27 protein-coding genes, 1 tRNA gene and 2 pseudogenes are annotated in these 26,074 nt (G+C 59.3%); 18 read left to right on the top strand and 12 right to left on the bottom strand.

The genetic code is table 11. The features are described from left to right. Positions 1–41: 41 nt before the first annotated feature. Positions 42–131, top strand: a tRNA-Ser gene (locus PSEUDOMOFG3G_RS19575). Between the two features lie 170 nt (positions 132–301). On the opposite strand, the gene PSEUDOMOFG3G_RS19570 is transcribed toward PSEUDOMOFG3G_RS19575, so the two are convergent. Continuing rightward, positions 302–718 carry a type II toxin-antitoxin system YafO family toxin gene (locus PSEUDOMOFG3G_RS19570; RefSeq protein WP_047227961.1) on the bottom strand — a complete coding sequence of 139 codons (417 nt, stop codon included), beginning with the start codon at positions 716–718 and terminating at the stop codon, positions 302–304. A 286-nt stretch (positions 719–1,004) separates the two neighbouring features. Continuing rightward, positions 1,005–1,271: a hypothetical protein gene (locus PSEUDOMOFG3G_RS28140; protein ID WP_047227960.1), complete on the bottom strand. Its 267-nt coding sequence runs from the start codon at positions 1,269–1,271 to the stop codon at positions 1,005–1,007. 496 nt (positions 1,272–1,767) lie between these two features. On the opposite strand from PSEUDOMOFG3G_RS28140, the pseudogene PSEUDOMOFG3G_RS28440 reads away from it, so the two are divergent. The 3 genes and pseudogenes from PSEUDOMOFG3G_RS28440 to PSEUDOMOFG3G_RS19560 all read left to right on the top strand — a co-directional run. Next, positions 1,768–2,544: pseudogene (locus tag PSEUDOMOFG3G_RS28440) on the top strand (MCP four helix bundle domain-containing protein); the annotation flags it as partial. A 69-nt stretch (positions 2,545–2,613) separates the two neighbouring features. After that, positions 2,614–3,402: a methyl-accepting chemotaxis protein gene (locus tag PSEUDOMOFG3G_RS28435; protein WP_373685099.1), complete on the top strand. Its 789-nt coding sequence runs from the start codon at positions 2,614–2,616 to the stop codon at positions 3,400–3,402. A 14-nt stretch (positions 3,403–3,416) separates the two neighbouring features. Beyond that, positions 3,417–4,187 (top strand): phytanoyl-CoA dioxygenase family protein, encoded by a 771-nt coding sequence (locus PSEUDOMOFG3G_RS19560; protein WP_257220851.1) that lies wholly within the window; start codon positions 3,417–3,419, stop codon positions 4,185–4,187. A gap of 32 nt (positions 4,188–4,219) precedes the next feature. Here the strand turns inward: PSEUDOMOFG3G_RS19560 and PSEUDOMOFG3G_RS19555 are convergent, their stop codons facing one another. The 3 genes from PSEUDOMOFG3G_RS19555 to PSEUDOMOFG3G_RS19545 all read right to left on the bottom strand — a co-directional run bounded on the left by PSEUDOMOFG3G_RS19555 (position 4,220) and on the right by PSEUDOMOFG3G_RS19545 (position 5,836). Continuing rightward, positions 4,220–4,591 (bottom strand): cupin domain-containing protein, encoded by a 372-nt coding sequence (locus PSEUDOMOFG3G_RS19555; protein WP_076385948.1) that lies wholly within the window; start codon positions 4,589–4,591, stop codon positions 4,220–4,222. Positions 4,592–4,693: 102 nt separating this feature from the next. Then, positions 4,694–5,500, bottom strand: a complete 807-nt coding sequence (locus PSEUDOMOFG3G_RS19550; RefSeq protein WP_139050912.1) for an AraC family transcriptional regulator — start codon at positions 5,498–5,500, stop codon at positions 4,694–4,696. A gap of 144 nt (positions 5,501–5,644) precedes the next feature. Next, positions 5,645–5,836, bottom strand: a complete 192-nt coding sequence (locus PSEUDOMOFG3G_RS19545; RefSeq protein ID WP_047227955.1) for a DUF1508 domain-containing protein — start codon at positions 5,834–5,836, stop codon at positions 5,645–5,647. A gap of 337 nt (positions 5,837–6,173) precedes the next feature. Here PSEUDOMOFG3G_RS19545 and PSEUDOMOFG3G_RS19540 point away from each other — a divergent pair, with 337 nt between their 5' ends. From PSEUDOMOFG3G_RS19540 to PSEUDOMOFG3G_RS19520, 5 genes are all read left to right on the top strand, one after another. Then, positions 6,174–7,142 carry a glycosyltransferase family 2 protein gene (locus PSEUDOMOFG3G_RS19540; protein ID WP_139050911.1) on the top strand — a complete coding sequence of 323 codons (969 nt, stop codon included), beginning with the start codon at positions 6,174–6,176 and terminating at the stop codon, positions 7,140–7,142. Positions 7,143–7,144: 2 nt separating this feature from the next. After that, positions 7,145–7,852, top strand: a complete 708-nt coding sequence (locus PSEUDOMOFG3G_RS19535) for a bifunctional 2-polyprenyl-6-hydroxyphenol methylase/3-demethylubiquinol 3-O-methyltransferase UbiG (protein WP_139050910.1) — start codon at positions 7,145–7,147, stop codon at positions 7,850–7,852. Then, a complete protein-coding gene (locus tag PSEUDOMOFG3G_RS19530; RefSeq protein ID WP_076385942.1) occupies positions 7,849–8,232 on the top strand; it encodes a GtrA family protein in 384 nt (127 codons plus the stop codon). The genes PSEUDOMOFG3G_RS19535 and PSEUDOMOFG3G_RS19530 overlap by 4 nt, the downstream gene beginning before the upstream one ends. Further along, positions 8,229–10,313 carry a DUF6311 domain-containing protein gene (locus tag PSEUDOMOFG3G_RS19525; RefSeq protein ID WP_139050909.1) on the top strand — a complete coding sequence of 695 codons (2,085 nt, stop codon included), beginning with the start codon at positions 8,229–8,231 and terminating at the stop codon, positions 10,311–10,313. The genes PSEUDOMOFG3G_RS19530 and PSEUDOMOFG3G_RS19525 overlap by 4 nt, the downstream gene beginning before the upstream one ends. A 228-nt stretch (positions 10,314–10,541) precedes the next feature. Beyond that, entirely contained in the window at positions 10,542–10,907 is a 366-nt protein-coding gene (locus PSEUDOMOFG3G_RS19520) for a 5-carboxymethyl-2-hydroxymuconate Delta-isomerase (protein WP_047227950.1), read from the top strand. A 106-nt stretch (positions 10,908–11,013) separates the two neighbouring features. Here the strand turns inward: PSEUDOMOFG3G_RS19520 and PSEUDOMOFG3G_RS19515 are convergent. Continuing rightward, positions 11,014–11,316 (bottom strand): annotated as a pseudogene (locus PSEUDOMOFG3G_RS19515) (LysR family transcriptional regulator); the annotation flags it as partial. Between the two features lie 522 nt (positions 11,317–11,838). Here PSEUDOMOFG3G_RS19515 and PSEUDOMOFG3G_RS19510 point away from each other — a divergent pair. The 8 genes from PSEUDOMOFG3G_RS19510 (at position 11,839) to PSEUDOMOFG3G_RS19475 (ending at position 20,348) form a co-directional block, all read left to right on the top strand. Continuing rightward, positions 11,839–13,221: a glutamine synthetase family protein gene (locus PSEUDOMOFG3G_RS19510; protein ID WP_139050908.1), complete on the top strand. Its 1,383-nt coding sequence runs from the start codon at positions 11,839–11,841 to the stop codon at positions 13,219–13,221. A gap of 191 nt (positions 13,222–13,412) precedes the next feature. Beyond that, positions 13,413–15,062, top strand: a complete 1,650-nt coding sequence (locus PSEUDOMOFG3G_RS19505; protein WP_139050907.1) for a phosphoethanolamine transferase — start codon at positions 13,413–13,415, stop codon at positions 15,060–15,062. Between the two features lie 70 nt (positions 15,063–15,132). Then, positions 15,133–15,774, top strand: a complete 642-nt coding sequence (locus PSEUDOMOFG3G_RS19500) for a class I SAM-dependent methyltransferase (RefSeq protein ID WP_047227946.1) — start codon at positions 15,133–15,135, stop codon at positions 15,772–15,774. A 121-nt stretch (positions 15,775–15,895) separates the two neighbouring features. Then, the gene (gene rnd, locus PSEUDOMOFG3G_RS19495; protein WP_139050906.1) at positions 15,896–17,029 is read left to right on the top strand and encodes a ribonuclease D; all 1,134 of its coding nucleotides are present in this window, start codon (positions 15,896–15,898) and stop codon (positions 17,027–17,029) included. After that, a complete protein-coding gene (locus PSEUDOMOFG3G_RS19490) occupies positions 17,026–17,319 on the top strand; it encodes a YcgL domain-containing protein (protein WP_047227944.1) in 294 nt (97 codons plus the stop codon). Before rnd ends, PSEUDOMOFG3G_RS19490 begins: the two co-directional genes overlap by 4 nt. Before the next feature lie 123 nt (positions 17,320–17,442). Continuing rightward, positions 17,443–18,375 (top strand): D-2-hydroxyacid dehydrogenase, encoded by a 933-nt coding sequence (locus PSEUDOMOFG3G_RS19485; RefSeq protein ID WP_047227943.1) that lies wholly within the window; start codon positions 17,443–17,445, stop codon positions 18,373–18,375. Between the two features lie 262 nt (positions 18,376–18,637). After that, positions 18,638–19,087, top strand: coding sequence for a YcgN family cysteine cluster protein (locus PSEUDOMOFG3G_RS19480; RefSeq protein WP_047227942.1), 450 nt, complete (start codon positions 18,638–18,640; stop codon positions 19,085–19,087). Positions 19,088–19,118: 31 nt separating this feature from the next. After that, positions 19,119–20,348: a hypothetical protein gene (locus PSEUDOMOFG3G_RS19475; protein ID WP_139050905.1), complete on the top strand. Its 1,230-nt coding sequence runs from the start codon at positions 19,119–19,121 to the stop codon at positions 20,346–20,348. Positions 20,349–20,446: 98 nt separating this feature from the next. On the opposite strand, the gene PSEUDOMOFG3G_RS19470 is transcribed toward PSEUDOMOFG3G_RS19475, so the two are convergent. From PSEUDOMOFG3G_RS19470 to PSEUDOMOFG3G_RS19455, 4 genes are all read right to left on the bottom strand, one after another. After that, entirely contained in the window at positions 20,447–20,824 is a 378-nt protein-coding gene (locus tag PSEUDOMOFG3G_RS19470) for a DUF2892 domain-containing protein (protein WP_047227940.1), read from the bottom strand. Between the two features lie 76 nt (positions 20,825–20,900). Continuing rightward, a complete protein-coding gene (locus PSEUDOMOFG3G_RS19465; RefSeq protein ID WP_003198862.1) occupies positions 20,901–21,371 on the bottom strand; it encodes an RNA methyltransferase in 471 nt (156 codons plus the stop codon). Positions 21,372–21,624: 253 nt separating this feature from the next. Next, positions 21,625–21,999 carry a YajD family HNH nuclease gene (locus PSEUDOMOFG3G_RS19460; RefSeq protein ID WP_003184246.1) on the bottom strand — a complete coding sequence of 125 codons (375 nt, stop codon included), beginning with the start codon at positions 21,997–21,999 and terminating at the stop codon, positions 21,625–21,627. Between the two features lie 48 nt (positions 22,000–22,047). Next, positions 22,048–22,734, bottom strand: a complete 687-nt coding sequence (locus tag PSEUDOMOFG3G_RS19455) for a spermidine synthase (RefSeq protein WP_047227938.1) — start codon at positions 22,732–22,734, stop codon at positions 22,048–22,050. Between the two features lie 78 nt (positions 22,735–22,812). Here PSEUDOMOFG3G_RS19455 and PSEUDOMOFG3G_RS19450 point away from each other — a divergent pair, with 78 nt between their 5' ends. Continuing rightward, positions 22,813–23,097 (top strand): hypothetical protein, encoded by a 285-nt coding sequence (locus PSEUDOMOFG3G_RS19450; protein WP_076385928.1) that lies wholly within the window; start codon positions 22,813–22,815, stop codon positions 23,095–23,097. A gap of 160 nt (positions 23,098–23,257) precedes the next feature. On the opposite strand, the gene PSEUDOMOFG3G_RS19445 is transcribed toward PSEUDOMOFG3G_RS19450, so the two are convergent. Together PSEUDOMOFG3G_RS19445 and PSEUDOMOFG3G_RS19440 are read right to left on the bottom strand one after the other, a co-directional pair. Then, on the bottom strand, positions 23,258–23,731 hold the full coding sequence (locus PSEUDOMOFG3G_RS19445; protein ID WP_047228036.1) for a cyclic nucleotide-binding domain-containing protein: 474 nt from the start codon (positions 23,729–23,731) through the stop codon (positions 23,258–23,260). A gap of 150 nt (positions 23,732–23,881) precedes the next feature. Then, positions 23,882–25,936: a S9 family peptidase gene (locus PSEUDOMOFG3G_RS19440; RefSeq protein WP_139050904.1), complete on the bottom strand. Its 2,055-nt coding sequence runs from the start codon at positions 25,934–25,936 to the stop codon at positions 23,882–23,884. Positions 25,937–26,074: the final 138 nt, after the last annotated feature.

The raw sequence follows: 26,074 nt of genomic DNA, 5'->3' as shown, positions 1-26,074 counted from the left end.
GGTTCGCTTCCGGCGAATGTGCTGGTATGATGCGCGCCACTGGAGAGATGCCGGAGTGGCCGAACGGGACGGATTCGAAATCCGTTGTACTGGCGACAGTACCTAGGGTTCAAATCCCTATCTCTCCGCCATTATTGAATACGACTAAGCCCCTGAAATGGTTGAACATTTCAGGGGCTTTTTCGTTTCTGGGGTAGCATTTTTAGGGCCAAAAGGCTCGCTATGATGTCGTCCGATGCTAAAGGTCCGAGGGCTGGTCAAATACTCATGGTGAGCCATTTTTGATTAGAGCTATGCGGCGTCACTCATCTAGGTCGGGAAAAATGATTTTTCCTACGATCCAAGGTTCCACAATGTCGCTATGAACCGTACGTAAAAACGATCCCCATTCCTTCCGATTGTGAGCATCTGGTCCAATGATCGTCAGCATTAGGTACGCATCTTTGAAATCATCATAGGCATAGATAAGCCAGAAGTCGTTGTCAGGGTCTTCTGTTAGGGCTGTGCGGTAGTACTGGCGGCCGATTTGAGTCCAACGAGCTTGTGTTTCTGCAGTGCTCGCCAAATGGATGTGACACATATCGCTCAGATCGAGCTGTTCATCTCTGCCAAAGATAGCCGGAAGCTCGCCGCACACCTTGTAGTTATAAAAGTGTGCGGCAATATTTTTCCAGTTCTGTGTTTGTTCAAAAAGTGCGGAAATTTTAACGGCTGGCATCCACGCCTACTTTGTAATAGGAAGCTTGCCAGTGATTACAAAATTATCGAACACTTTCTGACCATCACGTGCAGCTTGTCGAACGTCAAGAAATGTCAGCTCTTCGTGAGTGACTTTTCTGCGCGCTTTCTCGACTTTTTTTGTGGTAGCCATCGGAGCCTCCGAGGTGTGTGTATTCATGCTGATCAGCTTATGTGATTAATCGAGTCCGGGCAAACCGGAGGGTTTCAGTGTCATCGAACCATGCTCGTTTCGACGAAATGGGCCCCGTCAGGGGCCCTTTGAACTAGGCCGGCTCTGCATCCAATCGTCGGGCTATGACATCGAGCACGTCACAGCCATCTCTCAAGGGGATACAGCACAGCTGTGCAAAGTCCTGAAGGATTACCGAGTCGCTGGGAATGTCCCCGCGCATTGCGAGGTTCTCTAAAAGCTGGGTAACTGCGCGAATTCTATAGCCCGCCGTGTCAAGCAGTATGTGCAAAGGCGCAGAGGTATCGACGAAGAGGGGTTGATCGTCGGCATTACTGGTAAGAGCCATGTATCTATTCATTTTTTAAATTCCATTTGATTGAGGACCTTCTTAATCGTCGCCAAACGAATAAGGTGGTAGCTGTACGCGGGTTGGCGAACCGGACAAATAGAAAAACCGGCAGATCCAAAGATCTCCCACGCACAGCTACCGAAAAGCAGCATATTGCGCACGGTAGCGTTCCGCAATCCGCGAGAGGTTCCTGCATATTTGTCATGGGTCGCCAAACCCAAGCCGCTCCTACGAACGACGCTTGGACTATAGGGCCCTTCTGTAGAAATCATCAATCAGATGATGCGTAAGAAGATTCCCTGAATTATGTGGCCGGGAAATGTCAGAAAAGTCCCCGCAGCAATTGCGTCTCCCCACTTTTTTCGATCCCGGCCAACCCCCTCCACGACCTGCATAACCACAGTGTCTTCCAGGCCGAAAGCTTTGTGTCAATTCGACTAATGGTCTATAGCTCAAGGCATGCCTGCCGATAAGAAGGCTAACCCCCATAGAAGGAGTGCCCCCCATGATGCGGTTCTTTGCCGACCTGGGCTTTCGCTGGAAAATTACCCTGCCGATTGCTTTTCTGGCGCTGTTGTTGGTGTTGATGGGGTGGTCGGGCATGCGAGGCATCGACCAGGTGACGGCGTCCAGCACACAGCTGACCAAGCGTTACTTGCCGGCCATCAGCTTGCTGCTCAATGCCGATCGCGATCTTTACCAGGCTTTTGTTGCCGAGCGTAGTCTGCTCGATGGTCATGCGGACGAGCATCTGACAGCGCTGAGCGCCAGTCATGAGGAGAATGCGAAGCAGGCTTATGATCGCGTGCAGCAATATGCCGCGATGCAGCCCGGTGCCGAGGCGCTGGCGTTGGTCAGTCAGTTCAATGACGCTTTTGTAAAGTGGAAGCAGGTTTCGAGGCGCGTAATGGAGCTGTCCGTGGGGGATATGGAGGCGGCCAGCAAACTGAGTTTTGGTGACGGCGAACGCCTGTTCGAGGCCATGCGTGATCCCATCGACAAACTTGGCGAGCTGGAAGACCAGGCGTCCCACCGCGAGGGAGACGCGGCGATAGAAAATGGCGAGGAAGTGGGGGTGCATCAGGGCGGCATTCTGTTGATCGGTCTGCTTGGCTGCATTCTGGTCGTTGTTGCCCTGCCACTGGTCGTGCTGCGTCCTATGCGTCGCTTGCTCAGCCGCGTCGAGCAGATTGCAGAGGGTGGCGGTGATTTGAAGGCGCGTCTTGAGGTTCGTTCGGCTGACGAGCTGGGCCAGCTCGGCAGCGCATTCAACCGCTTTCTCGACAAACTGCAGCCGCTGATCGCCGAGGTGGGCCGGGTGACCGGAGAGGTCGATGCCGCGGCACGCGCCATGGCCAGCATGGCTGCGACCAATGACCAATTGATCAGCAGCGAGCATGCGGCACTCGATCAGGTCAGCACCGCCGCGACCCAGATGAGCGCCGCCGTGCATGAAGTCGCCCACAACGCGCTGAATGCCTCGGATGCTGCACAACAGGCCACCAGTCAGTCCCGTGATGGTGCCGACGTTGTCAGCAGCACCATCGAATCGATCCGCCAACTGGCCCAGGAAGTGGAAAGCGCGTCGGGAACCATCGAGGCCTTGGCCCAGGAAACCTCCAGTATCGGCGCGGTCCTCGAGGTGATCCGTGGCATCGCTGAACAGACCAATCTGCTTGCACTGAACGCCGCCATCGAGGCTGCGCGAGCCGGCGAGCAAGGCCGCGGTTTTGCGGTCGTGGCTGACGAAGTCAGGGCGCTGGCGGCGCGGACCCAGGATTCGACCAAGGATATCCAGGTCCGTATCGAGCGCTTGCAGTCGGGTGTCGCCAAGGCCGTTCAAGCCATGCACGTCGGTAGCACCAAGGCCCGTGACAGCGTCGAGCGGGCAGCGAGTGTCGATCAGGTGCTCAGCGGCACGGGCGGTTCCATACAGCGGATCAACGATATGGCCGCGCAGATCGCCAACGCTTGCGAAGAGCAGAGCAGTGTCACTGAGGAAATCGCCCGCAACATCTCCGACATCCGCGACCTGTCCAACGAGGCGGCGCAGAACTCTGCCCAGAGCATGCATGCCAGCCAGCAGCTTTCCGGGCTGTCGAGGACATTGGCGGAGTTGACCGGCCGTTTTCGCACCTGAGTCCAGGCGCGATGGTGAGCACCCTCCCAGCCTTGGCGGCGCTCACCAGCGAGCGCTTGCGAGCCCTGCATCAGGACGGTTTCGTCCTGATGCCTGCGGTGTTGAGCAGCGCGCAAATCACCGACCTGCGCCATGCAATCGATCGCCTCAAGCCTCAGCACTGGGACTACAGCGGCGTGATCGATCACTACAAATGCGTGTTCAATCGCGATCCGTTCTGGTTGCCGTTTCTCGATATGGACGGGGTGATCGAGCTGGCCGAGGCGGCTCTGGGGGATGATTGCCACATCATTGGGCAGACTGCCTGGCGGTGCCATCCCGGTTTTGTCGGCGCCCCGTTGCACCTGGATTACCTGGCAATGGCATTGCCACCTCAGCTTCTGGCCGATCCAGCTTTCGAGTTGCCGATGCAGATTTTCACCGCACAGTTTTACCTCGACGACATCAATGCCGAACTGAGCCCCACCTGCGTCATTCCCGGCAGTCATCGGGCGGGGCGGGCGCCCGTGGCGGGCGAAACGCAATGGCAAGGGCGCGTCGCGCAACCGGTATTGTGCCGGGCGGGGGATGTGCTGGTGCTGCGTAGCGAGTTGTGGCATGCCGGCAGCGAGAACCGCAGCGTCGATCGTTCACGTTATATGCTGCAGGTTCACTATGGCCGGCGGATGATCGCGCAGAAGTTCTCGCCTTATCTGTACTGGCAATTCAACCCTGCTGTGCTGGCCGCCGCGACACCTCGCCAACGGCGCCTGTTGGGCGATCACCAGGAGGCTGAGTACGATTGACCTCCTGGCATCGGTTACGTCACGGGGCGACGTCAGATCCAGACATCATTGACCGCTGTTCGCTCATTGGTTTCATCGCCCGTGTTAATGACACCGCGAGGTTCGATCAACAGCAATTTCACTTCCAGTGCGGCGCTGGGCTTGTGCTCAACACCTTTTTTCACCACGTACATCTCGCCTGGGCCAATCGTCACCGCGCCGTCCCGAAAATCAATGCGAAGCTCGCCTTCCAGCACGATGAAGGTTTCATCGGTATCGGCGTGGGTATGCCAGACGAAGTCACCTTCGAGCCGGACGATCTTGAACTGGTAGTCGTTCATTTCGGCCACGACTTTCGGGGCCCACTGTTCCTGGAAGAGTGTGTATTTCTGAGCGAAATTGATGGGGGAGTAGTGAGTGCTCATGGGGAATGCTCGTCTTGTGAAGGGGGTGAGCGCGACCTTACTGCCTGAGCCTGAGCAGGTATTGGATGATTGTGCAGCTTTTGTGGGGGCTGGCGCCCGACGTCAGCGCAGCATTTTCAGCCAGCGTGCTGGTGAAATGCCGAAAGCCTGGGTATGTAGCCGGGTCATGTGGCTCTGATCGAAAAAACCGCACGCCAGGGCCGCTTCACTTAATGGCATGCCCTGGATAACCAGAAGACGGGCTTTATTCAGGCGTCGCTGGTTGATATACCGATAGGGGCTGGTGCCATACAGAGCGCGAAAGTCCCGGGACAGGCTCCATCGATCCCGGCCACTGGCCTGGACCAGATCATCCAGACTGATGGGCTGGTCAAGGGCATCATGAATGAACAGTCGTGCGCGCTCTGCCGCCGAGTAGTCGATCAATCGCCGCCCACGCCGGTTACCCGCTGCGCTGTCCAGTGCCTGGGCCACATCGTAGATGCCGTCCTCCTCTTCCAGCGGATCGAGTGGATGATCCATGCAGCGCAACAATCTGCGCGTAGCCACATTGAGGTGAGGATCGTTCGACAAACCTCCTTCGATGAAGGGCAAGGGTTTGCCGCCCAGCACTTGCTGGATCACGGAGGGCTCTACATAGAACATCCGGTAACGAAAGCCGTCGCTCGTGCCTGCTTCGCCATCGTGAACTTCGTCCGGGTGCAGGACGATGGTTCCGCCGGGCTGGCTATGGCGTTTTCTATGGCGGTAGTTGAAGCTCTGAACACCGCAAAGCGTGACGCCGATGGCGTAGGTGTCATGCCGGTGGGTGGTGTAACCATGGCCACTGAAATAGGCTTCGATGCGTTCCATTTTCCGCGATTCAGGAGCCCGCACCAGCCAGTCGCGATCACGATTTGATTGAGTCATTTAGACCGGCCTCTCGCTTTTGTCTGCACACGATACCTGCCTGATATGCCTTGGCGCAGTAAAAAGCGAGACCCGGATTCTTCAGGACGCAGAAAGCTGCTCGTTACGCAGGGCGGCTTACTGGTCGTACAGTGCGTCGCTGTTTCAGATTTCTTTCACGGGTGTCTCACCCTGGGCACTCTTGATCAGCCCGATGACGTGAAGGCAGTCAGCCTTGTTCACATAGGATTCGCCGCTGGCGATCGTTTCGTGGTTGCCGGCTCTCAAGCGCCACCGCCATTGGCCTTTTCCAGTGCTCTGGGTGCCTCGGGTCTGCCTGTAGATCTCAAAATACATCGGTTCGCTCCCTGCGATTAATTCATTCAAGACATGCTTTGCACATGTCGCTCCAAGCCTAGCCAAGCTGATAGTTTTGGCTATGGGAAATTCGTTTCCATTCGTTATCAAATATTGCCGATGTGGATTCGGATTTGCTCCGGCGACCCTTTTCAGGAAACAGGTCATCTTGGGGGCGCGGGGCTGGATAAAGTTCCGGTTTCGTTCTTGCGTTGCCTTGTGCGGTCCTGCTTAATACATTCCGATTCAGACGTTTGTCATTGACGTCCGGTCCGGGGAACCCGGGGGCTGGGAGCCCGATGGGACTGGAAAAACCTATAAGAAAAAGAGCCATCAAGTGACTGAATATCCAGGAGCGGATCTGCAAGGATGTCTAGCGCTTTCGCTTGTCATTCCAGTTTTCAACGAAGTCCAGTCCATAGATTTGTTTATCGCCAGAGTCGATCGGGTTTTTGCGAACGAGCCGCTGGTGACCCTGGAACTGGTGTTCGTCAATGACGGCAGTGTCGACGAAACATTGGTGCTGTTGCTGGAAAAACAGCGAGCCGACCCGCGCATCCGGATCGTTGACCTGAGCCGCAATTTCGGCAAGGAAGCGGCGCTGAGTGCCGGTCTGCAAGCGGCTCGTGGCCAGGCGGTGGTGCCGATCGACGTCGATCTGCAGGACCCGCCCGAGGTGATCCTGCAAATGATCGCCCACTGGCGCAACGGTGCCGAGGTGGTACTGGGCCATCGCATAAACCGTGACTCCGACTCTTGGGCCAAACAGGTTTCCGCCAACGGGTTCTATCGGCTGCACAATAAAATCGCCGACCATAAGCTACCGGAAAATGTCGGTGATTTTCGGCTGATGGATCGTTGTGTGGTCGATGCGCTGCAGAGCCTGCCCGAGTCCCGACGCTTCATGAAGGGCTTGTTTGCCTGGGTAGGATTTCGAACCACCGTCGTGGATTACGTCAGGCCCGAGCGTGCGGCCGGTGAAAGCAAATTCAACGGCTGGCGGCTGTGGAACTTTGCCCTGGAGGGCATCACCAGTTTCAGCACCGAACCGCTGCGTATCTGGACCTACCTGGGGCTTAGCGTCTCGCTGGTGTCCTTTTCGTTTGCCGTGTTCATCGTGCTACGGACGCTGATTTCCGGGGTCGATCTGCCAGGCTATGCCTCCCTGATGGTGGCCGTCACGTTCCTGGGCGGGTTGCAACTGATCGGCATCGGCGTACTGGGTGAATACCTGGGCCGGACCTATATCGAATCCAAACGCCGACCGGTTTTTCTGGTACGGCGCATCTATGACGCCAAGGACTGACAATGGATCTCAAGGAAACCGACATCCTGGGGCCCGATATCGGGCAGCATTGGTACTATCGTTCCAAGGCGCGCGCCATGCTCCACATGCTCAAAGGCACATCGGCCAAAACACTGCTGGATGTGGGGGCCGGATCGGGCTTTTTTTCCCATCACTTGTTGTCCCATACCGAGACGGCACGGGCCTGGTGCGTAGACATCAGTTACCCGGCCGACTCCGATGCCAGCACCGCCGGCAAACCCGTCCACTACCGGCGCGCCATCGACGCGCTGGACGCGGATCTGGTGTTGTTGATGGATGTGTTGGAACACGTGGACGATGACATGGGCCTGCTCAAGGCTTATGTCGACAAGGTGCCCTCTGGCACCCGCTTCCTGATCACCGTGCCGGCGTTCCAGTTTCTCTGGAGCGGGCATGATGTGTTTCTGGAACACAAACGCCGTTACACCCTCGGGCAACTGGAGGGGGTCGTGGCCCAGGCGGGTTTGCAGGTGCACAAAAGCGCTTACTATTTCGGCCTGGTGTTTCCGATCGCCGCCGCCGTGCGCCTGTTGCAACGCAACACGTCCGGCGCGCCGGCCAGCTCGCTCACTCGGCATCATCCGCTGGTCAATGGCGTGTTGAAGTCGCTGTGCAGCCTGGAGCTTGCGTTTATGGGCGCCAATCGCGTGGCCGGCCTGACGGTGTTCTGTCTGGCACAAAAACCATGATCTGGACGCGTTCGCCGTTGCTGCGACGTGGGCTGCGGTTCGCCATGACGGGCTTGTTCGTGACCGCTGTGCATGTGCTGGCTGCCGTGTTGTTTGTGCACCTGATCCTGGCCAGCCCGCCGTTGGCCAACGGTTTTGCGTTTGTGGTGGCAACCGTGGTGTCTTACCTGATCAACACGCTCTGGAGTTTCTCCAGCCGATTGCATGGCCGCACGCTCGGCCGTTTCGTGGTGGTGTCGATCGGCGGATTCTGGCTGGCGATGCTGGTGGCCTGGGTGGCGCAGAGCGCGGGGCTGAATTACCTGGCGGGCATTGCTGCCGTGGCGCTGATCATCCCGGTGTTTACCTTCATCTTGCATAATTTCTGGACGTATCGATGACCGTTCGTGGCGAGCGTTATCTGGTTTCCCTGTTGCCCGTATTGTTGGGCGTGCTGGCGTTTCTGATGGTCATCGGCCCTCGGGTGTTGAACCCGACGAATATCGCCTGGCTGGGGGAGGGCGATGCGGCGACTCATTATCTGGGATGGGCGTTTTTCCGTGATTCGCCCTGGACCTTTCCGTTGGGCATGAACCCTTCCTATGGCTTGGAGTTGGCCAACGGGATCATTTTTTCCGATTCCAACCCGCTGCTGGCGTTCATATTCAAGCCCTTCAATGCTTGGCTTCCCGAGACGTTCCAGTATTTCGGGCTGTGGCTGCTGGCGTGTTTTGTCCTGCAGGCCTGGTTTGCCTGGAAGCTGGTGGGGCTGCTGACGCCTTCGGTCTGGATCAGGTTGTTGGGGGCCGGGTTGTTCGTGTTTTCGCCCCCGATGTTTCTGCGCATGGGAGGGCATCTTTCCTTGTCCGGGCATTTCCTGATCCTGGCGGCGCTGTACCTGGCGTTGCGGCCCGGTCTTCAAAAGCGACGCCTGGCCTGGGGCGTGCTATTGGCCGCGACGGTGCTGGTGCATGCCTATCTGTTGGCGATGGTGGCATTGATCTGGCTGGCCGATCTGGCCAGCAAAGCCATCAAGGGCCGGTTATCCCGGCGCAATGCCTTGATCGAGCTGGCCGGGCTGTTTCTGCTGGTCGCATTCTGCTGCTGGCAAGCGGGTTATTTCAGTGTGGGCGGCGGGACCGTGGCGGGTGGTTTTGGCTTGTATCGTCTGAATCTCTTGTCGGTGGTGAACCCCAGTGGCTGGTCATACGTATTGCGCGACATGCCCCAGGGACCCGGGGACTACGAGGGTTTCAATTACCTGGGGTTGGGGGTGCTGATGCTGGCCATCTGCGCCGGCGTGGCACTGCTGCAAGGCAACACCGGCCTGGCGGAGGCCGTGCGTCGCAGACCTCTATTGCTGTTGGCGCTGATCGGGCTGACGCTTTTTTCACTGACCAACAAGCTCGGTATTGGCATGCTGGATGTGCATTACTGGTTGCCGAAAACCATCGAGCAGTTGGCGAACGTCTTTCGCGCGGCCGGTAGGATGTTCTGGCCGGTGTTCTACATTCTCGTGTTTACGCTGATCTTTTTGGTGGTCCGAGGCAATAAGCCACGAGCTGCGGTGTGTCTGCTGGCGGTGGCCCTGGTGGTGCAGGTTCTGGATACCCGCAGCGGGTGGGCAGGCCTGCGCAAGAGCCGGATGATGCCGACCGCCGCGAGCTGGCCGACGCCCCTGGCCGACCCGTTTTGGGCCAGCGCGGCAAATCACTACGCCAAGGTCCGGTCGTTGTTGCCGCAGAATCAGCCGGACAACTGGCTGTTGATCAGCCAATACGCCCAGAACCATGGTCTGGAAACCGATAGCGTGTACTTGGGGCGGATGGGCACTCGGGAGATCGAACACGCTCAACGGCACGCAGGCCAAATGCTCGCCACCGGTCAGTATGAAGCGGATTCCCTCTACATTCTCGACAGCCGCACCGCGCTCGAAGCGATCAAAACCGTTAATCGCCAGACCGATCTGCTGACCCGTCTTGATGGCCTCGTGGTGCTGGCACCGGGATGGAAGACCTGTACCCAATGCCCACCGATAGCGCAGGAGACGCTGGACGTGCAGGTCAAGCCAGGTGAGCGCCAGGTGTTCAACCGAATAAACGCGATGTTGGTCAGCGGCTGGGGGCGCGTCGAAGATTGGGGCACCTGGTCGGAAGGTGCTCAGGCAGAGCTTGTATTGCGTGTACCCCCTGAGGCCCGCGCCCTCTCGATCGAAGCTGCGGCGTTCGTACAGCCCCTGCATACCAGGCAGAGAATCGAGGTCTCGATCAATGGCGTTGCGGCCCTGTCGACGCAACTGACCCGCATGCAGGAGAACACCCTGGAGCTGTCATTGAGCCCGGCCATCCGCGAAGCGATTGCCGCAGATGGGCAGGTGCGTGTGCAGTTTCATCTACCCGACGCGGTCAGTCCCAAGGCGCTGGGGTTGGGGAGCGACGAGCGAGTCATGGCGTTGGGGCTGAAGTCTCTGACGGTGAATTAAGCCGGACGTCTTTATCGTGTGCTTCAAGGTTTTTTGCGCAGCGCTGAATGCACAATTTGAGGCTGTTTTTCGAAACGCTGATACGGCTGGAAGCGTTCATGCGTGAGCGCGCCGGCGCGGTGCAAATTCCGCTGCGCGAAACAAAAACCTGCGTCAGCCAAGTAAAGTCGAGGTATGGTTGCGACGGCTGAAACCACATCGTCATATTTTCGAACAGGAGTCGAACACATGCCTCACCTGCACATGGAGTACACCGCCAACCTGCCCAAGTTTGACGAGGGTGTCGTACTGCTGCGTCTGAATAATACGCTGGTGGCCTCCGGTCAGTTCGCTGCCGAGTCGGACATCAAAAGCCGGGCTGTGAAAATCGAGAATTTCCTGGTGGGCACCCTTTTCGAAAAGCGCGGTTTCGTGCACGTGAAGCTGGCCTTGTTGAGCGGCCGTTCGCCAGAGGTCAAGAAGCAGTTGGCCGAAAAACTGTTGGAGGTGATCCAGGAGGTGGGCGAATGGCCGGCTGACGTTTCCGTGCAACTGTGCGTGGAAATCCTCGACATCGACCGAGGCCCCTATGCCAAGGCTGTCGTCGGCGCCTGAGGGTCAGGTGCTTCGCGTCTTGACGATCCGCTCGCGCAGCCAGGTGCTATCAGCGGCCTGGCTGCACGGGCGTTCACGGTGAATCCCGACAAGCCTTCAAGCGCTTGATGGTTTGCCGGGCGGGATCAACCGTGGCCGCACCGGCATGGCACAGGTTGATACTCTGCAAGATGGCGCGCACATGCTTGTACATGCCCTCGGCTTTATAAGTGGGGCGCATGCCAGTGCGGGTGTTGATGAACAACTCGTCGTCGAAACAGGTCCGCAGTTTCTTGAGGCAGTAGCTGACCGTTGACTGGCTGACACACAACGCCTCGGATACACCGGTGACGCTGCTTTGCTCGTACACAGCGTTAAACACCATGAGGTCTTGCATATCGAGTTTTCTGAGGGAGTTACTGTTCAGCATCCGTTCTGTCTCTCTCTGTGCTCCTTGCGCGGATCTTGCGCAAACCAGACCTTTGATCCTAACGGAACGATCGTCCCAGGAGAATGCCAGGCGAGCGGTTTCACGGTCGCGAGTGGGACAGATAATGTAATGAACACGACGGATCGTTCAGCATTCGATTCTCTGGCCGATTGTTTAGCTCGTTGCGATCCAAGCTCCATCAAATCAAGGTTTAACCGGCTTTGGTGACGTGGGACTCTGCCAGGGTGTGTTTCCTGTGATGTCTTTTATGGACGGTTGGCCCGCAGCAATCCAATACCCTTCATTCGCCGCAATGGGGCCGGTGGGCAGGTTTATGTCCGGGGTCTCTCCCACGCTGTGTGCGCTACCCTCTGAACTGGCTTTTTGGGCACTCTGGCATTGTCGCCACGCCCGTCCTCCAGATACTTGTATTTCCTGTTGATCCTAAACAGTGTTCGTTGATCGCGAGCACAGGCTGACGGTGCTTTGTCGCCCGTCCGACATGAAAATACGAGCGTTCTCATGAGTTCTGCCCACCTCTCTTTTGCCCCCCTGCATCAAGCCCAGGCGTTCCTGGAGCAAAATCCGGATATTGAGCTGTTCGAGCTGTTTATTCTCGACAGCAACGGTGTGCCTCGGGGCAAACTGCTGCACCGGGATGAGTTGCTGGCGCTTTACGAAAGTGGGCGGCCCTTGCCCAGTACCATTCTCGGGTTGACCATCAATGGCGACGATGTGGAAAACTCCGGGCTGGTGTGGGATGTTGGCGACATCGATTGCCGGGCTTATCCCATCAGCGGCAGCTTGCAGCGAATGCCCTGGCGGCTGATCCCCACTGCGGCAGTGCAGGTCAGCATGCATCCTCAGGAAGGCATGCCCGCGACCATCGCCGATCCGCGTTATTTGCTCAGCCAAGTGATCGACGCTTTGCAGGCCGATGGCTATTACCCGGTGATGGCGGCGGAGCTGGAGTTCTATCTGTTGGACGCGCAGCGCGACAGCCAGGGCCGGCCGCAACCGGCGCGGGACGCTGATGGCGGCCGACCCGGTGCCACGCAGGTCTATGGCTTGCGCGAGCTGGAACAGATCGAACCGTTCCTGGCGGACCTCTATTCCGCCTGCAAGTCGCAGGGGATCCCGGCTCGAACGGCCATTTCCGAATACGCGCCGGGCCAGGTGGAAATCACCCTCGAACACCGCACCGATGCCTTGCAGGCCATGGATGAGGCGGTGCGCTACAAACGTCTGGTCAAAGGCGTGGCGCATAAACACGGCATGCAGGCGTGTTTCATGGCCAAGCCTTTCGCGGAACTGGCAGGTTCGGGCATGCACATGCACGTCAGCCTGGCGGATAGCGAGGGCCATAACCTGTTTGCCAGCGAAGCCGCCGATGGCACGCCGCTGCTGCGTCATGCGGTGGGCGGGATGCTCGACACGTTGCTCGACTCACTGCTGATGTTCTGCCCGAACGCCAATTCCTACCGACGCTTCCAGAGCAACAGCTACGCGCCGCTGGCGGCAACCTGGGGCGTGGACAATCGCACCGTGAGCCTGAGGATACCGGGCGGGCCAGCATTTTCGCGGCATATCGAACATCGTATTTGTGGTGCCGACGCCAACCCGTACCTGGCCGCCGCCGCGATACTGGCCGGCATCCATCGCGGCATTCGTGAACAGTGCGATCCCGGTGCGCCAGTGGCGGGCAACGGCTATGCCCAGGCGAGCGAATTGCTGCCCACCGACTGGCTCACCACCTTGCGCACGCTTGAAGCCTCGACCTGGGCCAGGCAAGCCTTCGGCGATGAGTTCCTCAGGGTGTACCTGGCGGTCAAACGCGCCGAATACCGCCAGTTCATGGGCGAGGTCGGAGAGCAGGACTGGCGTTGGTACATCCATCAGGCTTGAACTGAGCCCACAAGCTGCACGTCGGATCGGACGTGCGGCTTGCTACTTGAAAAATTATTTAATGGCAACTTTTTCACGAAAAATTGATAGTGACCTGCCTAAAGTTTGTGTTGCCGTAGCACAGTAGTTTTTCAAACTTTCCTGCGGTATTTGCTTTCCCTAGCGCAACTTCCAGGAAACTTTAAAACCTCATGCTGACCATTAAACCCGTGCGCCCCGAGTGGGTGACGCTGGTCGCCAGTGTCTTTTTATTAGTGGGCTTCAACGTTGTGCTCTGGCAGCACCTGCATACCATTACGGCAGGTGACGGCGGGGGCGTGCTGATCGGCGTGGCGTTTGCGGTGCTGGTGTTGTTCGCCTTCAACCTGATGCTGACAATGGTAGCGTTCCGTGGGCTGCTCAAGCCTGTGCTGATATTGCTTTTTCTGATCAGCGCCGGTGTGGCGTATTTCATGGCTCAGTATGGCGTGCTGATCGATGCCGGCATGTTTCGTAACTTTGCTGAAACCAATGCCACAGAGGTGCGTGATTTACTGTCGTTAAAGTTGTTTGCCTACCTCGGTTTATTAGGCGTGTTGCCGTCCTGGTTGTTATTTAAAACGCCGATCAGCTATCGCCGCTGGCCCAAAGAACTGTTAAGCAAGTTAGTGGTGAGTGGGGTGTCGGCGGCGGTGATCGGCATGGTCGCCCTGGCCAATTACCAAGGGTTGTCTTCATTGTTTCGCAATCATCATGAATTGCATTTGATGGTGGTACCGAGCAACTACATCGGTGCGTCGATCGGGTACTTGCGTGAACAGGTCGCGTCGGCCAAACAGCCCTTCATCACCTTGGGTGAGGATGCGAGTCGTAATCCGGTCTGGCAAACACATGCCCGCAAGTCCCTGACCGTACTGGTGGTGGGGGAGAGCGCCCGTGCCGAGAACTTCGGCATTCTGGGCTATAACCGCGATACCACGCCGCAACTCAATCAAGAAGCCGGCCTGATCGCCTTCACTGATGTGCACTCCTGCGGTACGGAAACCGCGGTATCGGTGCCGTGTATGTTTTCCAACATGGGCCGCAAGAACTACGACGCCAGCAAGGCCAGGAACGAAGAAGGCCTGCTCGATGTGCTCAAGCGCGCCGGGCTGGAGGTGATCTGGCGTGACAATCAGTCGGGCTGTAAAGGCACTTGCGACCGGGTCACTGTGCAGGATGTCAGCAATCTCAAAGACCCGGCCCTGTGCGCCAACAGTGAGTGTCGCGACGAAATTCTGCTCCAGGGCCTGCAGCATTTCATCGACACCCTCGACAAGGACACCGTACTGGTGCTCCACCAAATGGGCAGTCACGGCCCGGAGTACTTCAAGCGCTATCCCAAGCAATACGAACATTTCACCCCAGTGTGCCAAAGCAATGCGCTGAACAATTGCAGCCGCCAGAGCATCGTCAACGGCTACGACAACACGCTGGTGTACACCGACCATGTGTTATCGACCCTGATCGACCTGCTGCGGGCCAATCAGGACAAGGTCGACACAGCGATGCTGTACCTGTCCGACCACGGCGAGTCCCTGGGCGAGTACAACCTGTTTCTCCATGGCACGCCCTACATGCTCGCCCCGGAACAACAGAAACACGTGGCGATGCTGGCCTGGTTTTCCGACAGCTATCAGAAGTCCTTCTCCGTCGACACCCATTGCCTGCAACTGAGCCGGGACAAGCCCTTGAGCCAGGACAATCTGTTTCATTCGATGCTCGGGCTGCTGGAAGTCAACAGCAAGGTCTACAACCGGGACCTGGACCTGTTTGCCGGTTGCCGTGGCGCGGTCATTGACGGGGTATTGGCCCGGCAGTGAGCGCCTCGACTTTTTTTTCACGTACGGGTGGTTAGCCTGTTCCTATTCATCTTTCCCAAGAGCGGTTGGTATGTCTGGGCAACCCCCATCCCCCGTAGAGATCGAGTTCGCCAGGCATCATGACCGGGAACACGCGCGCATTTGCCGTCAAGCGGCGCCCAGGCGACTGCGCCTGGCGTTCTGGCGTGACGAGCAATTGGTCCGCAATGCCTTGAAAGCCGCCGGTGAACCGGGGCTGGTGCTGGATGTGACCTGTGGCGCGGGCCGGTTCTGGCCGGTGCTGGCCGAACATGCCAACCGGGTGATCCTGGCGGCGGACCCCTCGCCAGACATGCTCGATCACGCCCGCACCCACCATGGCGGCGCGTTGCTGGAGCGGGTCACGACCTTTCCCAGTTCGGCATTCACCCTCGGCCTGTCGGCTAACGCTGTGGACTGTATTTTGTGTCTGCAACTGTTTCGGCACGTCAAGGCCAGTGAGCATCGGCTGGCGCTGTTGCGCGAATTTCATCGGGTCAGCCGTGACACGGTGATTGTGTCGGTGCAAATTGAAGGTCGCCTCAACATCGGACCTGCGCCGCACCGCGGCCTGGCGGACAAGGCTGAAGTTGAAGCCGAGTTCCGCCAGGCCGGTTTCACCCTGCTGTGGTACCAGGATTTTCTGCCCGGGTTTGCGCTGACGCGGGTTTATGCGTTGTGCAAGGCCGGTTAATTCCCGATGTAGGACTATTCTTGCCTTCGCGCAGGCGATTTCTCTCAGGCTCCCGCTCTATGGATGCTCGCAATCGCTGACGGCGATATATACTGCGCGCCATTCTTCAAGGGAGAGCCGTGTGGCCATCGATATTCACTGGATTCGCGACAACGATAGCCTCGGTCAGTTTTGCGCCCAATGGCAGCAGTTGCCATTCGTCGCCCTCGACACTGAATTCATGCGGGTCGACACGTTTTATCCCATTGCCGGTTTGTTGCAGATCGGCGACGGCGAGCGTGCCTATCTGATCGACCCCTTGACCATCGACAACTGGAAGCCCCTGGCCGCGTTGCTGGAGAACCCGGCAGTGCTCAAGGTGCTGCACGCCTGCAGCGAAGACCTTGAAGTGCTGCTGCGCTTGACCGGCAGCCTGCCTGCGCCGCTGTTCGACACTCAATTGGCCGCCGCCTACCTGAACCTGGGTTTTTCCATGGGTTATTCCCGGCTGGTACAGGACGTGTTGGGCATCGACTTGCCCAAGGGCGAAACCCGCTCTGATTGGTTGCAAAGACCCCTGTCGGAAACGCAGATCAGCTACGCCGCTGAAGATGCAGTGCATCTGGCGGAAGTTTTCGTACAGCTACGCCCGAAGCTTTCTGACGAAAAATACGCCTGGGTCCTGGAGGATGGCGCCGAGCTGGTGGCCAACCTGCGTCGCGAAGTCGACCCCTATGAGGTTTATCGCGAGGCCAAGCTGGCCTGGAAACTTTCCCGTGCCCAACTGGCCGTGCTGCGCGAGCTATGCGCCTGGCGCGAGCGGGAAGCGCGGGCTCGTGACCTGCCGCGTAACCGGGTCATTCGCGAGCATTCGCTGTGGCCCCTGGCCCGCACTCAGCCGGATAACCTCGGTGCGTTGGCGAAAATCGAAGACATGCACCCGCGTACCGTGCGCCAGGACGGCGAGTTCCTGCTGGAGCTGATCAAACGCGCCGCCAGCGTGCCGCCCGAACAATGGCCGCCAGCCGTGGCCGAGCCCTTGCCCATTGAGGCTTCGGCGCTGGTCAAGCGTCTGCGGGCACTGGGGCAGGTTGAGGCCGAGCGCCTGGGAATCGCCCCTGAACTGATGCTGCGCAAGAAAACCCTCGAGGCGCTGATCAAGAGCGGCTTTCCCGAGGGCCCTTACCAATTGCCCGATTCGCTGCGTGGCTGGCGCCGCGAATTGATGGGCCAGGCGCTGCTCGACAGCCTGGCCACCGCCGGAGAACAGCCTTGAAACGTATCTGCTCGATCTACCGAAGCTCGAAGAAAAACGAGATGTACCTGTATGTGCTCAAAAGCGATGCCCTGGAGCGTGTGCCCGAGCCCCTGATGGCTGCCTTTGGCAAGGCGATCCATGCCTTTGACCTGGTGCTGAGCCCCGAGCGCAAGCTGTCGCGGGAAGACATCAACCTGGTGCTGGAAAACCTCGATACCCAGGGTTATCACTTGCAGATGCCACCGGCTGAAGACGAATACATCGAGCATCTTCCGGAAGAGTTGCTGCGACGCAACGACCCGGTCTGACGGTACCCCGAGGCACCTTTCCCGGGCCTCTTGAAACACTGGAATGGTTTATTGGCGATGGCCGCAAGGATGGAGCGACACTCTGTCGGCGGTCGTCTGCATAGTTTTTGAAAGGTTTGATCCATGCGCGTTCTGATTGCCGAACACGATCACGCGGTGTACGCCCAGCTTCTGCGACAGGCTGCACCCGATATCCAAGTCCTGACCAGTGGCGACTCCGCCGAACTGTCGCGACTGGCCGCCGACTGCCCGGTCTGGCTGGGCCAGCCCGATCTGCTGGCCACCCTGTTGCGTCAAGGCCATCAGCCCCAGTGGCTGCAATCGACCTGGGCGGGCATCACGCCGCTGCTGGCCGAGGGCTTGACGCGTGATTATCGCCTGACCCGTGCGGTGGGCATTTTCGGCCAGGTGATGGCCGAGTACGTCCTTACCTATATGCTCGGTCATGAGCGCGAGGTGCTGGCGCGGCTGGTCAGCCAAGTCGAGCGCAAGTGGGACAACCGTCAGGGCCAGAGTCTGGCCGGGCGCAAGGCACTGATCGTCGGGACCGGCGATATCGGCCAGCGGGTAGCGCAGTTCCTACTGCCGTTTGGTGTGCAGCTGTATGGCATTGCCAGCGAGGCCCGTGAGCTGGCGCCGTTCATCGAGGTCGGGGCGCTGAAGGATCTGCCGCGCATGGTGGGGGAGGTGGATTATGTGATCAACCTGCTGCCCAACACGCCGGACACCCACGATATATACGACGCGACGCTGTTCAGGCAATTCAAGCCCACCGGGCTGTTCATCAATGTCGGGCGCGGCGTGGCCGTGGTCGATGCCGATCTGGTGCAAGCCTTGAAGGAAGGGCACCTGGCCGGCGCCGTCATTGACGTTTGCCGCCAGGAGCCGTTGCCACAGCGGCATCCTTTCTGGACGGCCTGGGGCCTGCTGTTGACCGGCCATAGCTCGGCACCGACGTCGCCGGCGATGATGGTGCAGTTGTTCCTGGAAAACCTGCGGGCCTACCAGGCCGGCGAAACCTTGCGCGGGGAAGTGGATTTCGATCGGGGATATTAGACCGAGCCAATCAACTTGTGGGAGCGAGCCTGCTCGCGATAGCGGTTTGCCGGTCGGCATCAATGCTGGCTGATCCGGCGCTATCGCGAGCAGGCTCGCTCCCACAGTGATCTTCAGCGGTCACCCCATCGATGTTCTCGGCCAATCCATTTACGGACTTCGCCAACACAACGTCCTACCGACAGTCGCCCATGCTTGGCCTGAAGAGGCCCCGGCACTAGACTGACGGCCTTTTCACCATCTGATGCTGATTGCTTGAGCCATGGCCGCCAAAGTCGAACCGTTCTGGATACGTAAAACCCTCGATCAGCTTGATGCGCAGGAATGGGAATCGCTGTGTGACGGCTGTGGCCTGTGCTGCCTGCAAAAACTCGAAGACGAAGACGACAACAGCGTCTACTACACGCGCATCGCCTGCAAATTGCTGGACTTGAAAACCTGCCAGTGCACCGACTATTCCCGGCGCCGCGACTTTGTTCCCGATTGCATCCAGCTCACACCGGGCAAGGCCGATGAGTTCAAATGGTTGCCACCGACCTGCGGTTATCGCCTGGTCAGTGAGGGCAAGGATCTGCCGTTATGGCACCACCTGGTCTGTGGCGATCGCGATGCCGTGCACCACGAACGCATTTCCCAATCCGGGCGCATGCTGGCCGAAGGCAGCGTGCCCGAGGACGATTGGGAAGATCATCTGATTTTTCGCGCCGGCTGAATGCCGGGCATCGCACCATCAGGGAGAATCCATGGCAGCAGGATTGAAAAGGATGCTCGCAGCCGGGCTGTGGGCGGTGTGCGGGCCGCTGTGGGCGGCGCAGAAAGTCGATCTGGATTATCACGTGCACCTGTTGCCGCAAAGCGATCAGGCCGAAGTGCGCCTGACCCTGGCTCGGGGTTCGGCAGTGCGCAGCCTGGACTTCGACCTCGGCGATGGCAGCCGCTACAGCCACTTCAAGGCCGACGGTCAATGGCAGCTCATCCCGGGCAATGAGACACGCGGCGTTTGGCGTCCCAGTGCCGACAAGGCGAGCCTGAGCTATCGCGTGCGCATCAGTAATACTCGCAAGAACGGTACGTTTGAAACCCGTATGACCCCGGGATGGGGGCTTCTGCGCGGCGACGATCTTGTGCCGCCGGCCAAGTTGGATCAGCAGGATGGCACTGAGCTGGTGTCACGTTTGCAATTTGAACTGCCCGACGGCTGGAAAAGCATCGAAACGGCCTGGCCGCGCATCGGCAAGCAACGCTTTCGCATCGACAACCCCGCGCGGCTGTTCGATCGTCCCACCGGCTGGATGCTCGCCGGCAAACTCGGCAGCCGGCGCACACGCCTGGGAGAGACCGAGGTGACGGTGGCCTCACCCCAAGGCCAGGGCATGCGCCGGCTGGATGTGCTGACGCTGCTGACGTTCGTCTGGCCGCAAGTGCAGGCGTTGGTGCCGCGTCATCCCGGCAAGCTGCTGATCATCGGCGCGTCAGACCCGATGTGGCGTGGCGCCCAGGCCGGGCATGAATCGATTTATCTGCACAGTCGTCCGCCGCTGGTCAGCGAACGCGGCAATAGCCCGATGTTGCGCGAGTTGGTGCAGATGCTGGCGCGGGTCAACGATCGTGAGCGCAGTGACTGGATCAGCGAAGGGCTGGCCGAGTATTACGCCATCGAATTGCTGCGTCGGGCGGGCGGCATGAGTGATGAGCGCTACCAGAGCCTGAACGACCGGTTGGCTCGGGACAGCAAAGGCGTCAGCACCTTGCGTGGCGAGCAGGTCCGCCCGGCGACGGTGGCCAAGGCGGTGTTGCTGTTGCAGGAGCTGGACCGCGAGATTCGTTTGAAAACCCGCAACAAGCGCTCGCTCGATGACGTGCTGCACGCCGCCATGCGTCTGGAGACGGTTGATACCCAGGAGTTTGTCCAGCTCAGCGAGAGCGTTCTGGGGGAGAGTTCTACTGTGCTGGATACTCGGTTACTTCAGTAATACCGCTATCGCGAGCAGGCTCGCTCCCACATTGACCAGCGTTGCACTCAAAATGTGGGAGCAAGGCTTGCCCGCGATGGGGCCATCAGCCAATAAAATCAAAGCCCAACCTTCGGCGAACTCAACGAATCATTCCCCGTCACTGTAGCCGTGCTGGTCGCGGCCTCGGCGCTGGCTTTCATGCGGCTCAGCTCATCACCGGCCTGCTCGATGCGGGCACGGGCGTGGTGCAGGTTCTGACGATTCTTTTCCAGCAAGGTCTTGGCCGAGCAGTGCCCGGTGATGCCGCGCGCCAGGGCCATGCCGCCGATCGCCAGTTGGGCCAAACCGATCACGCCGCCACGGCGCAAGCCCTTGCCCATCATCAGGACTCCGCCGGCCAATGAGCCAATGCGTTCCCAGCCATGCACGTTTTGCGGCGGATGAGATTGGAAAGGGGTGGTCTCAATCGGCTCGAACGGGTTGTTATCGCTCATGATCTGTCTCCGGTGTGGGGTTGGTATAAAACTGACTGCCCGAGCGATTCCCTTGTTCAATCCAATTGCGCACCGATCAGCGGAATTGCGGCCCCGAACGGGTGTTATTGCCTTTGGCCATGCGGTCGTACAACACGACGTTGACCGTGGCCGCCAGGTTCATGCAACCGGTGGTGGGGATGTACACCACGTCTTCGCACCAGTCACGGATGTCTTTATCCAGCGAGCCATCTTCCGGGCCGAAGATATACAGCGCCCGGTCCGGGTGAGTGTATTCGGGCAAGGGACGAGCACCTTCGACCAGTTCCACGGCCACTGGCACACAGCCCAGGGGCAGGATTTTTTTCAGGTCATCGATGCCGATCAACGGGATGTCGTAGTGGACTTTCTTGGTGTCAGTGACGAAGTCCGCGGCGCGCTCATAGCGTTTGCCGGTGTAGAACACCGATGCCACGCCGTAGCAGCCGGCGGCGCGCATGACCGAACCGACGTTTTCCGGAGACTTGGGGTTGAACAGACCGATGCAGCTGTAGCGTTTGTTGGCCACGGGCGGGGTGCCTTTGGGGAAAAGGCGCGATTATACGGGGATTGGAAGAGGGGGGGCAGCTTGTAGATTGATGGTGATCGTTTGATTGCCATCGCGAGCAGGCTCGCTCCCACAGTGGATTCGTGTTGTTCGCAAAATCCTGTGGGAGCAAAGCTTGCTCGCGAAACAGCCGGCTCGGTTTCTGAAAGACCGCATCGGCTTCATCGCGGGCAAGCCTTGCTCCCACATAAATCCTCTCGCCACAAATGGCTGGCTACTCGTCCTTTTTCATCAACCCGGCCAGTGCGGCGAACGGGTTGTGGGTCGCCTTGGCGATTTTCGGGGTGCTCAGGGAGCCGTCGCCGAAATATTGCTGGTCGGTGTAACGCGAGTGTTCGTTGTCGTGGCAGTACAGGCACAGCAGTTCCCAGTTGGAACCGTCCTGTGGGTTGTTGTCATGGTTGTGGTCGCGGTGGTGAACGGTCAGTTCACTCAGGCGCTTGCCGGAAAACTCACGGGCGCAGCGGCCACAGACGTGGGGGTACATTTTCAGGGCTTTGTCGCGGTAACCCATTTCCCGGTCACGCTGGGCATCGGCCAGGATGCGATCCAGCTTGGCGGTGTTGGACGGTGGCGTTGACGAACTCATGGGTTCACCTTTGTAAAAAAGACTGATGACGGTTGAACAGAGTTTAGCTCAGCCCTTGAGCTTCTCGGCAATCCAGATGGTGTGGCGGGTGCCTTTGTTGCCGTGGGCGAAGACTTGCACCTCTTCGGCCTTGAAACCGGCCTTTTTCAGTTTGTCGGAAAACTGCCGGTCGGCGCTGGCCGACCATACTGCCAGCACACCCTTGGACCGCAGGGCCTTGGCGCAGGCGGCCAGGCCGCCGGCTGAATACAGCCAGCTATTGGCTTTCTGCGTCAGGCCTTCGGGGCCGTTGTCGACGTCCAGCATGATGGCGTCGAAGCCCTGGGGTTCGGCTTGCAGCACCTTGGCCACATCTTCCATGCGGATCACGGTACGCGGGTCCGACAGTGGGCGACCGGCCTTTTCGCCCAACGGGCCACGGTTCCACTCCACCACGCCGGGCACCAGTTCGGCCACCACCACTTCGGCATTTTTGCCCAGGTGCTTGAGGGCCGAGGCCAGCGTGAACCCCATGCCGAGGCCACCGATCAGTACGCGCGAGCCGGGACGGCCGGCAACCTTGCGGCAAGGAATCTCGGCCAGGGCGTCTTCGGAGCCGTGCATGCGCGTATTCATCAACTGCCCACCGTCACCGCCCTGGATCTTGATGACGAAGTCGTCGCCGTACTCGAACAGGCACAGGGCGCCGCCATTGTCAGGGATGGGGGTGGTGTCCAGTAGAACGAAACGTTTCATGGATGTCTCATGCAAAGGAAGGGCAAAGCGGCGCGGTAAGGACTAGCCTGAAGACAGACAATCGCCACGGAGCCATTGATGAAGCGCACCATTCTAACGGCCATTGCCCTGGCAGCGCTCTCGATAAGTTGGGTGCAGGCCCAGCAGCCCACGATTCCGGTGAGCCCACCGAGCATTCCCGGTTCGCCCGGCACCCCCACACCGATGCCATACCCGCCGGTCACGCCCAGCGGCGTACCCACGCCCAGCCCCGGAAGCGGACCGCCGTTGCTGCCGCCAATCGAAATGCCCAAGCCGCCCAAGGACCAGCCGATACCAGGGATGGAGCCAAAACCACCGAAGGCCAAGTCGCCGGGGGGGTAGGCCCAATGCTTGTTAATGAGATCACTGAATGGCAAAAAACTTGTGGGAGCGAGCCTGCTCGCGATAGCGATAAACCAGTCAACATTGATGTTGGCTGATCCGACGCTATCGCGAGCAGGCTCGCTCCCACAGGTTCTGCATTTCAACTGATAGAGGAGAGCTAAACCTGCTGCGACAACAACTGCCCATCGGCCATGCGCAGGCGCTTGGACAGGGAAACGGCGAGGGCGCGGATGATCTTGGCGGCGATCTTCGGTGCATCGTTGAGCATTTTTTCCAGGGAATCCTTGCCCAGGTTCAGCAATTGGCAATCACTGGCGGCGATGCAACTGGCCGAGCGCCGTTCTCCGTCCAGCACCGCCATTTCCCCGAATGCCCGGCCGCTGCGCAGCGTGGCGATGGTGACGGGTTGACCGTCGGGGCCGGTTTTCTGCACGGCCACTTGCCCTGAATGGATGATGCACATGAAGCTGCCGGCATCGCCCTCGCGGAAAATCGCTTCCCCTTGGGCAATGGCGCTGATGCTGAAGTAGCCCGACGCCGCGGCGAAGTCGACAGGCTGCAACTGGTCGAACAGGCCGCAGTCCATCAGCCAGTCGCGGATTTCGTTGTTCAGTAAGGTTGGTTCTGACATGTCGTCACGGTCTTTTTCTTGTGTCTGGGGCGGTTGCAAGGGTTTGGATGTAAGGCGATTCCTTTGTGGGAGCAAGGCTTGCTCCCACATTGGGTGGTGGTATCAGAGCCCTGCGCATGCAGCTAAGACCCGGCCATCCCACGGAGTTCCTCAGACCAACCCCAAAACCTTCAAAACAAATGCATATTCGAGGGCTACGTCACGTAACCCCTGGTAGCGCCCGCTCATTCCGCCGTGGCCGGCGCCCAGTTCAGTCTTGAGCAGCAAGGGATTGTCATCGGTCTTGGTGGCGCGCAATTTCGCCACCCATTTGGCTGCTTCCCAATACTGCACGCGGCTGTCGTTGTAACCGGCGATCACCAGCAGCGCCGGATACGCCTGGGCGCTGACGTTTTCGTACGGGGCATAGGCCCTGATCCGATCATAGACGGCGGGCTCCTCGGGATTACCCCACTCGTCGTATTCGGTGACGGTCAGCGGCAAGTCCGGGTCGAGCATGGTGTTAAGCACATCGACGAACGGCACTTCGGCAATCGCGACCTTGAACAGATCCGGGCGTTGATTGAGCACCGCACCGATCAACAAGCCACCGGCACTGCCGCCGCTGATCGCCAGTTGATCGGCGCGGGTGACGCCATTGGCGATCAAATGCTCGGCGCAGGCGATGAAGTCGCTGAAGGTGTTGTGTTTGTGCTCCTGCTTGCCGGCGCGATACCAGGCTTCCCCCAGCTCACCGCCACCACGCACATGGGCAATGGCAAACGCCACGCCGCGATCGAGCAGGCTCAGGCGCCCATGGGAAAACCACGGATCGAGGCTCTCGCCATAGGCGCCGTAGCCATACAGGTACAGCGGCACCGGCTGGCCGAGGGCCTGGCGCTTGACCACCAGGCTGATGGGCACCTGCGTGCCGTCTGGTGCCGTCGCCCACAGCCGCTGGCTCACGTAGTCATCGGCATCGAATGGACCCAGGACCGGGGTTTGCTTGAGTACGACCTGTTCGCCGCTGGCCAGGTCCAGCTGGCGAATCTGTGCCGGACGGTTCAGCGCCTCGTAGCGCAAGCGAATGCGGGGGCTGACGAACTCCAGGCTGTTCTGCACATGCAGGCTGTAGGCCGCGTCCGGCAGTTGCACCCGATACGCCGGCAAACCCTGTGGGTGAACTTCGATGATGGGCAGGCCGCCTTCACGCAGGCTCAGGGTCATGGCGCTGGCGTTCAGGCTCAGGCCGTCGATCATCACCGTGTCGCTGTGGGGGATCAGGTTCTGCCAATCGGCCTCGGTCGGCGCCAGGCCCGTGTCGGCAGCCTGGTACAGCGCGAAGTTGATCCCGTCGCGGTTACTGCGGATCAACCAGCTCCACTGACCGTCGAGCAAACCATGGTCGACGTCGTATTCATGGTTTTCCACCCGTGGCGCCAGGCAGGTGAAAGGCTGGTCTGGCTGTGCGGCGTCCAGGACCCAGACTTCACTGGTGGTTTTGCTGCCCAGGGACAGGATCAACTGTTTTTCCGAACTCGAACGGTAGCAATGCAGGAAAAAACGTCCGTCCGGCTCATGGAACACTTCTTCGGCCGCCGTTCCGTCCAGGCGATAGCGCCACAGTTTGTGCGGGCGATGGGTGTCATCCAGCTCACCAAAGAACAGCGTCAGGCTGTCATTGGCCCAGGTCATGCTGCCGTCGCAATCCTCAAAGGACAGTTCACTGACTTTGTCATTGGCCAGCTCTTTGACGAACAGGGTGTAAATCTCGTCGCCAGTGGTGTCCAGGCTGTAAGCCAGACGCTGGTGGTCGGGGCTGATGCTGAAGGCACCCAGGGAAAAGAAACCGCCGCCAGCCAGCACGTTAGGGTCCAGCAACAATTGCTCGCGGCTTTCATCCACCGTCAGGCTGTCGTCCACCGGACGCGGGCAGCGGTAGTGACGTGGGTATTCGTCCCCGGCCGTGGTGCGGGTGTAGTACAGGTACGGACCCCAAGGCGAAGGCAGGGACAGATCCGTCTCCAGGATCCGGCCCTTGATTTCCTGGAACAGGGTTTCGCGCAGTTCGGCCTGGTCAGCCAGTTGCGCGTCCTGATAGCTGTTTTCAGCCTTGAGGTAGTCGAGCACGGCGTCGGTGTCGCGCTCCTGCAGCCAGGCGTAGGGATCAACACCGGGGTCCCTGCGGGCAATCGGGGCGTTGCAAACGTGGGCAGATAGGGGCATGAAAGGCTCTCGAACGTTGTACGAAATAGGGACTGATGGCCGGTGTGGTTAGTTCGGTCAGCCACCTGCGGCGGCAGAAATTAACCGACAGATACTGCGGCACAGACCACTCGACAGACGCCGGGGCAGCCTGACGAG

It is taken from the genome of Pseudomonas sp. FG-3G (genome assembly GCF_901007645.1).
Lineage (GTDB): Bacteria > Pseudomonadota > Gammaproteobacteria > Pseudomonadales > Pseudomonadaceae > Aquipseudomonas > Aquipseudomonas rhizophila.
The sequence above is the reverse complement of the archived record's forward strand: the minus strand, read 5'-3'. Positions and strand labels throughout refer to the sequence as shown.

Excerpts from the sequence above, each read along its gene's own strand:
- PSEUDOMOFG3G_RS19570 (WP_047227961.1), bottom strand. The coding sequence starts at position 718 with ATGCCAGCCGTTAAAATTTCCGCACTTTTTGAACAAACACAGAACTGG.
- PSEUDOMOFG3G_RS28140 (WP_047227960.1), bottom strand. The coding sequence starts at position 1,271 with ATGAATAGATACATGGCTCTTACCAGTAATGCCGACGATCAACCCCTC.
- PSEUDOMOFG3G_RS28435 (WP_373685099.1), top strand. The coding sequence starts at position 2,614 with ATGGCCAGCATGGCTGCGACCAATGACCAATTGATCAGCAGCGAGCAT.
- PSEUDOMOFG3G_RS19555 (WP_076385948.1), bottom strand. The coding sequence starts at position 4,591 with ATGAGCACTCACTACTCCCCCATCAATTTCGCTCAGAAATACACACTC.
- PSEUDOMOFG3G_RS19550 (WP_139050912.1), bottom strand. The coding sequence starts at position 5,500 with ATGACTCAATCAAATCGTGATCGCGACTGGCTGGTGCGGGCTCCTGAA.
- PSEUDOMOFG3G_RS19545 (WP_047227955.1), bottom strand. The coding sequence starts at position 5,836 with ATGTATTTTGAGATCTACAGGCAGACCCGAGGCACCCAGAGCACTGGA.
- PSEUDOMOFG3G_RS19535 (WP_139050910.1), top strand. The coding sequence starts at position 7,145 with ATGGATCTCAAGGAAACCGACATCCTGGGGCCCGATATCGGGCAGCAT.
- PSEUDOMOFG3G_RS19530 (WP_076385942.1), top strand. The coding sequence starts at position 7,849 with ATGATCTGGACGCGTTCGCCGTTGCTGCGACGTGGGCTGCGGTTCGCC.
- PSEUDOMOFG3G_RS19525 (WP_139050909.1), top strand. The coding sequence starts at position 8,229 with ATGACCGTTCGTGGCGAGCGTTATCTGGTTTCCCTGTTGCCCGTATTG.
- PSEUDOMOFG3G_RS19520 (WP_047227950.1), top strand. The coding sequence starts at position 10,542 with ATGCCTCACCTGCACATGGAGTACACCGCCAACCTGCCCAAGTTTGAC.
- PSEUDOMOFG3G_RS19510 (WP_139050908.1), top strand. The coding sequence starts at position 11,839 with ATGAGTTCTGCCCACCTCTCTTTTGCCCCCCTGCATCAAGCCCAGGCG.
- PSEUDOMOFG3G_RS19505 (WP_139050907.1), top strand. The coding sequence starts at position 13,413 with ATGCTGACCATTAAACCCGTGCGCCCCGAGTGGGTGACGCTGGTCGCC.
- PSEUDOMOFG3G_RS19500 (WP_047227946.1), top strand. The coding sequence starts at position 15,133 with ATGTCTGGGCAACCCCCATCCCCCGTAGAGATCGAGTTCGCCAGGCAT.
- PSEUDOMOFG3G_RS19485 (WP_047227943.1), top strand. The coding sequence starts at position 17,443 with ATGCGCGTTCTGATTGCCGAACACGATCACGCGGTGTACGCCCAGCTT.
- PSEUDOMOFG3G_RS19480 (WP_047227942.1), top strand. The coding sequence starts at position 18,638 with ATGGCCGCCAAAGTCGAACCGTTCTGGATACGTAAAACCCTCGATCAG.
- PSEUDOMOFG3G_RS19475 (WP_139050905.1), top strand. The coding sequence starts at position 19,119 with ATGGCAGCAGGATTGAAAAGGATGCTCGCAGCCGGGCTGTGGGCGGTG.
- PSEUDOMOFG3G_RS19470 (WP_047227940.1), bottom strand. The coding sequence starts at position 20,824 with ATGAGCGATAACAACCCGTTCGAGCCGATTGAGACCACCCCTTTCCAA.
- PSEUDOMOFG3G_RS19460 (WP_003184246.1), bottom strand. The coding sequence starts at position 21,999 with ATGAGTTCGTCAACGCCACCGTCCAACACCGCCAAGCTGGATCGCATC.
- PSEUDOMOFG3G_RS19455 (WP_047227938.1), bottom strand. The coding sequence starts at position 22,734 with ATGAAACGTTTCGTTCTACTGGACACCACCCCCATCCCTGACAATGGC.
- PSEUDOMOFG3G_RS19450 (WP_076385928.1), top strand. The coding sequence starts at position 22,813 with ATGAAGCGCACCATTCTAACGGCCATTGCCCTGGCAGCGCTCTCGATA.
- PSEUDOMOFG3G_RS19445 (WP_047228036.1), bottom strand. The coding sequence starts at position 23,731 with ATGTCAGAACCAACCTTACTGAACAACGAAATCCGCGACTGGCTGATG.
- PSEUDOMOFG3G_RS19440 (WP_139050904.1), bottom strand. The coding sequence starts at position 25,936 with ATGCCCCTATCTGCCCACGTTTGCAACGCCCCGATTGCCCGCAGGGAC.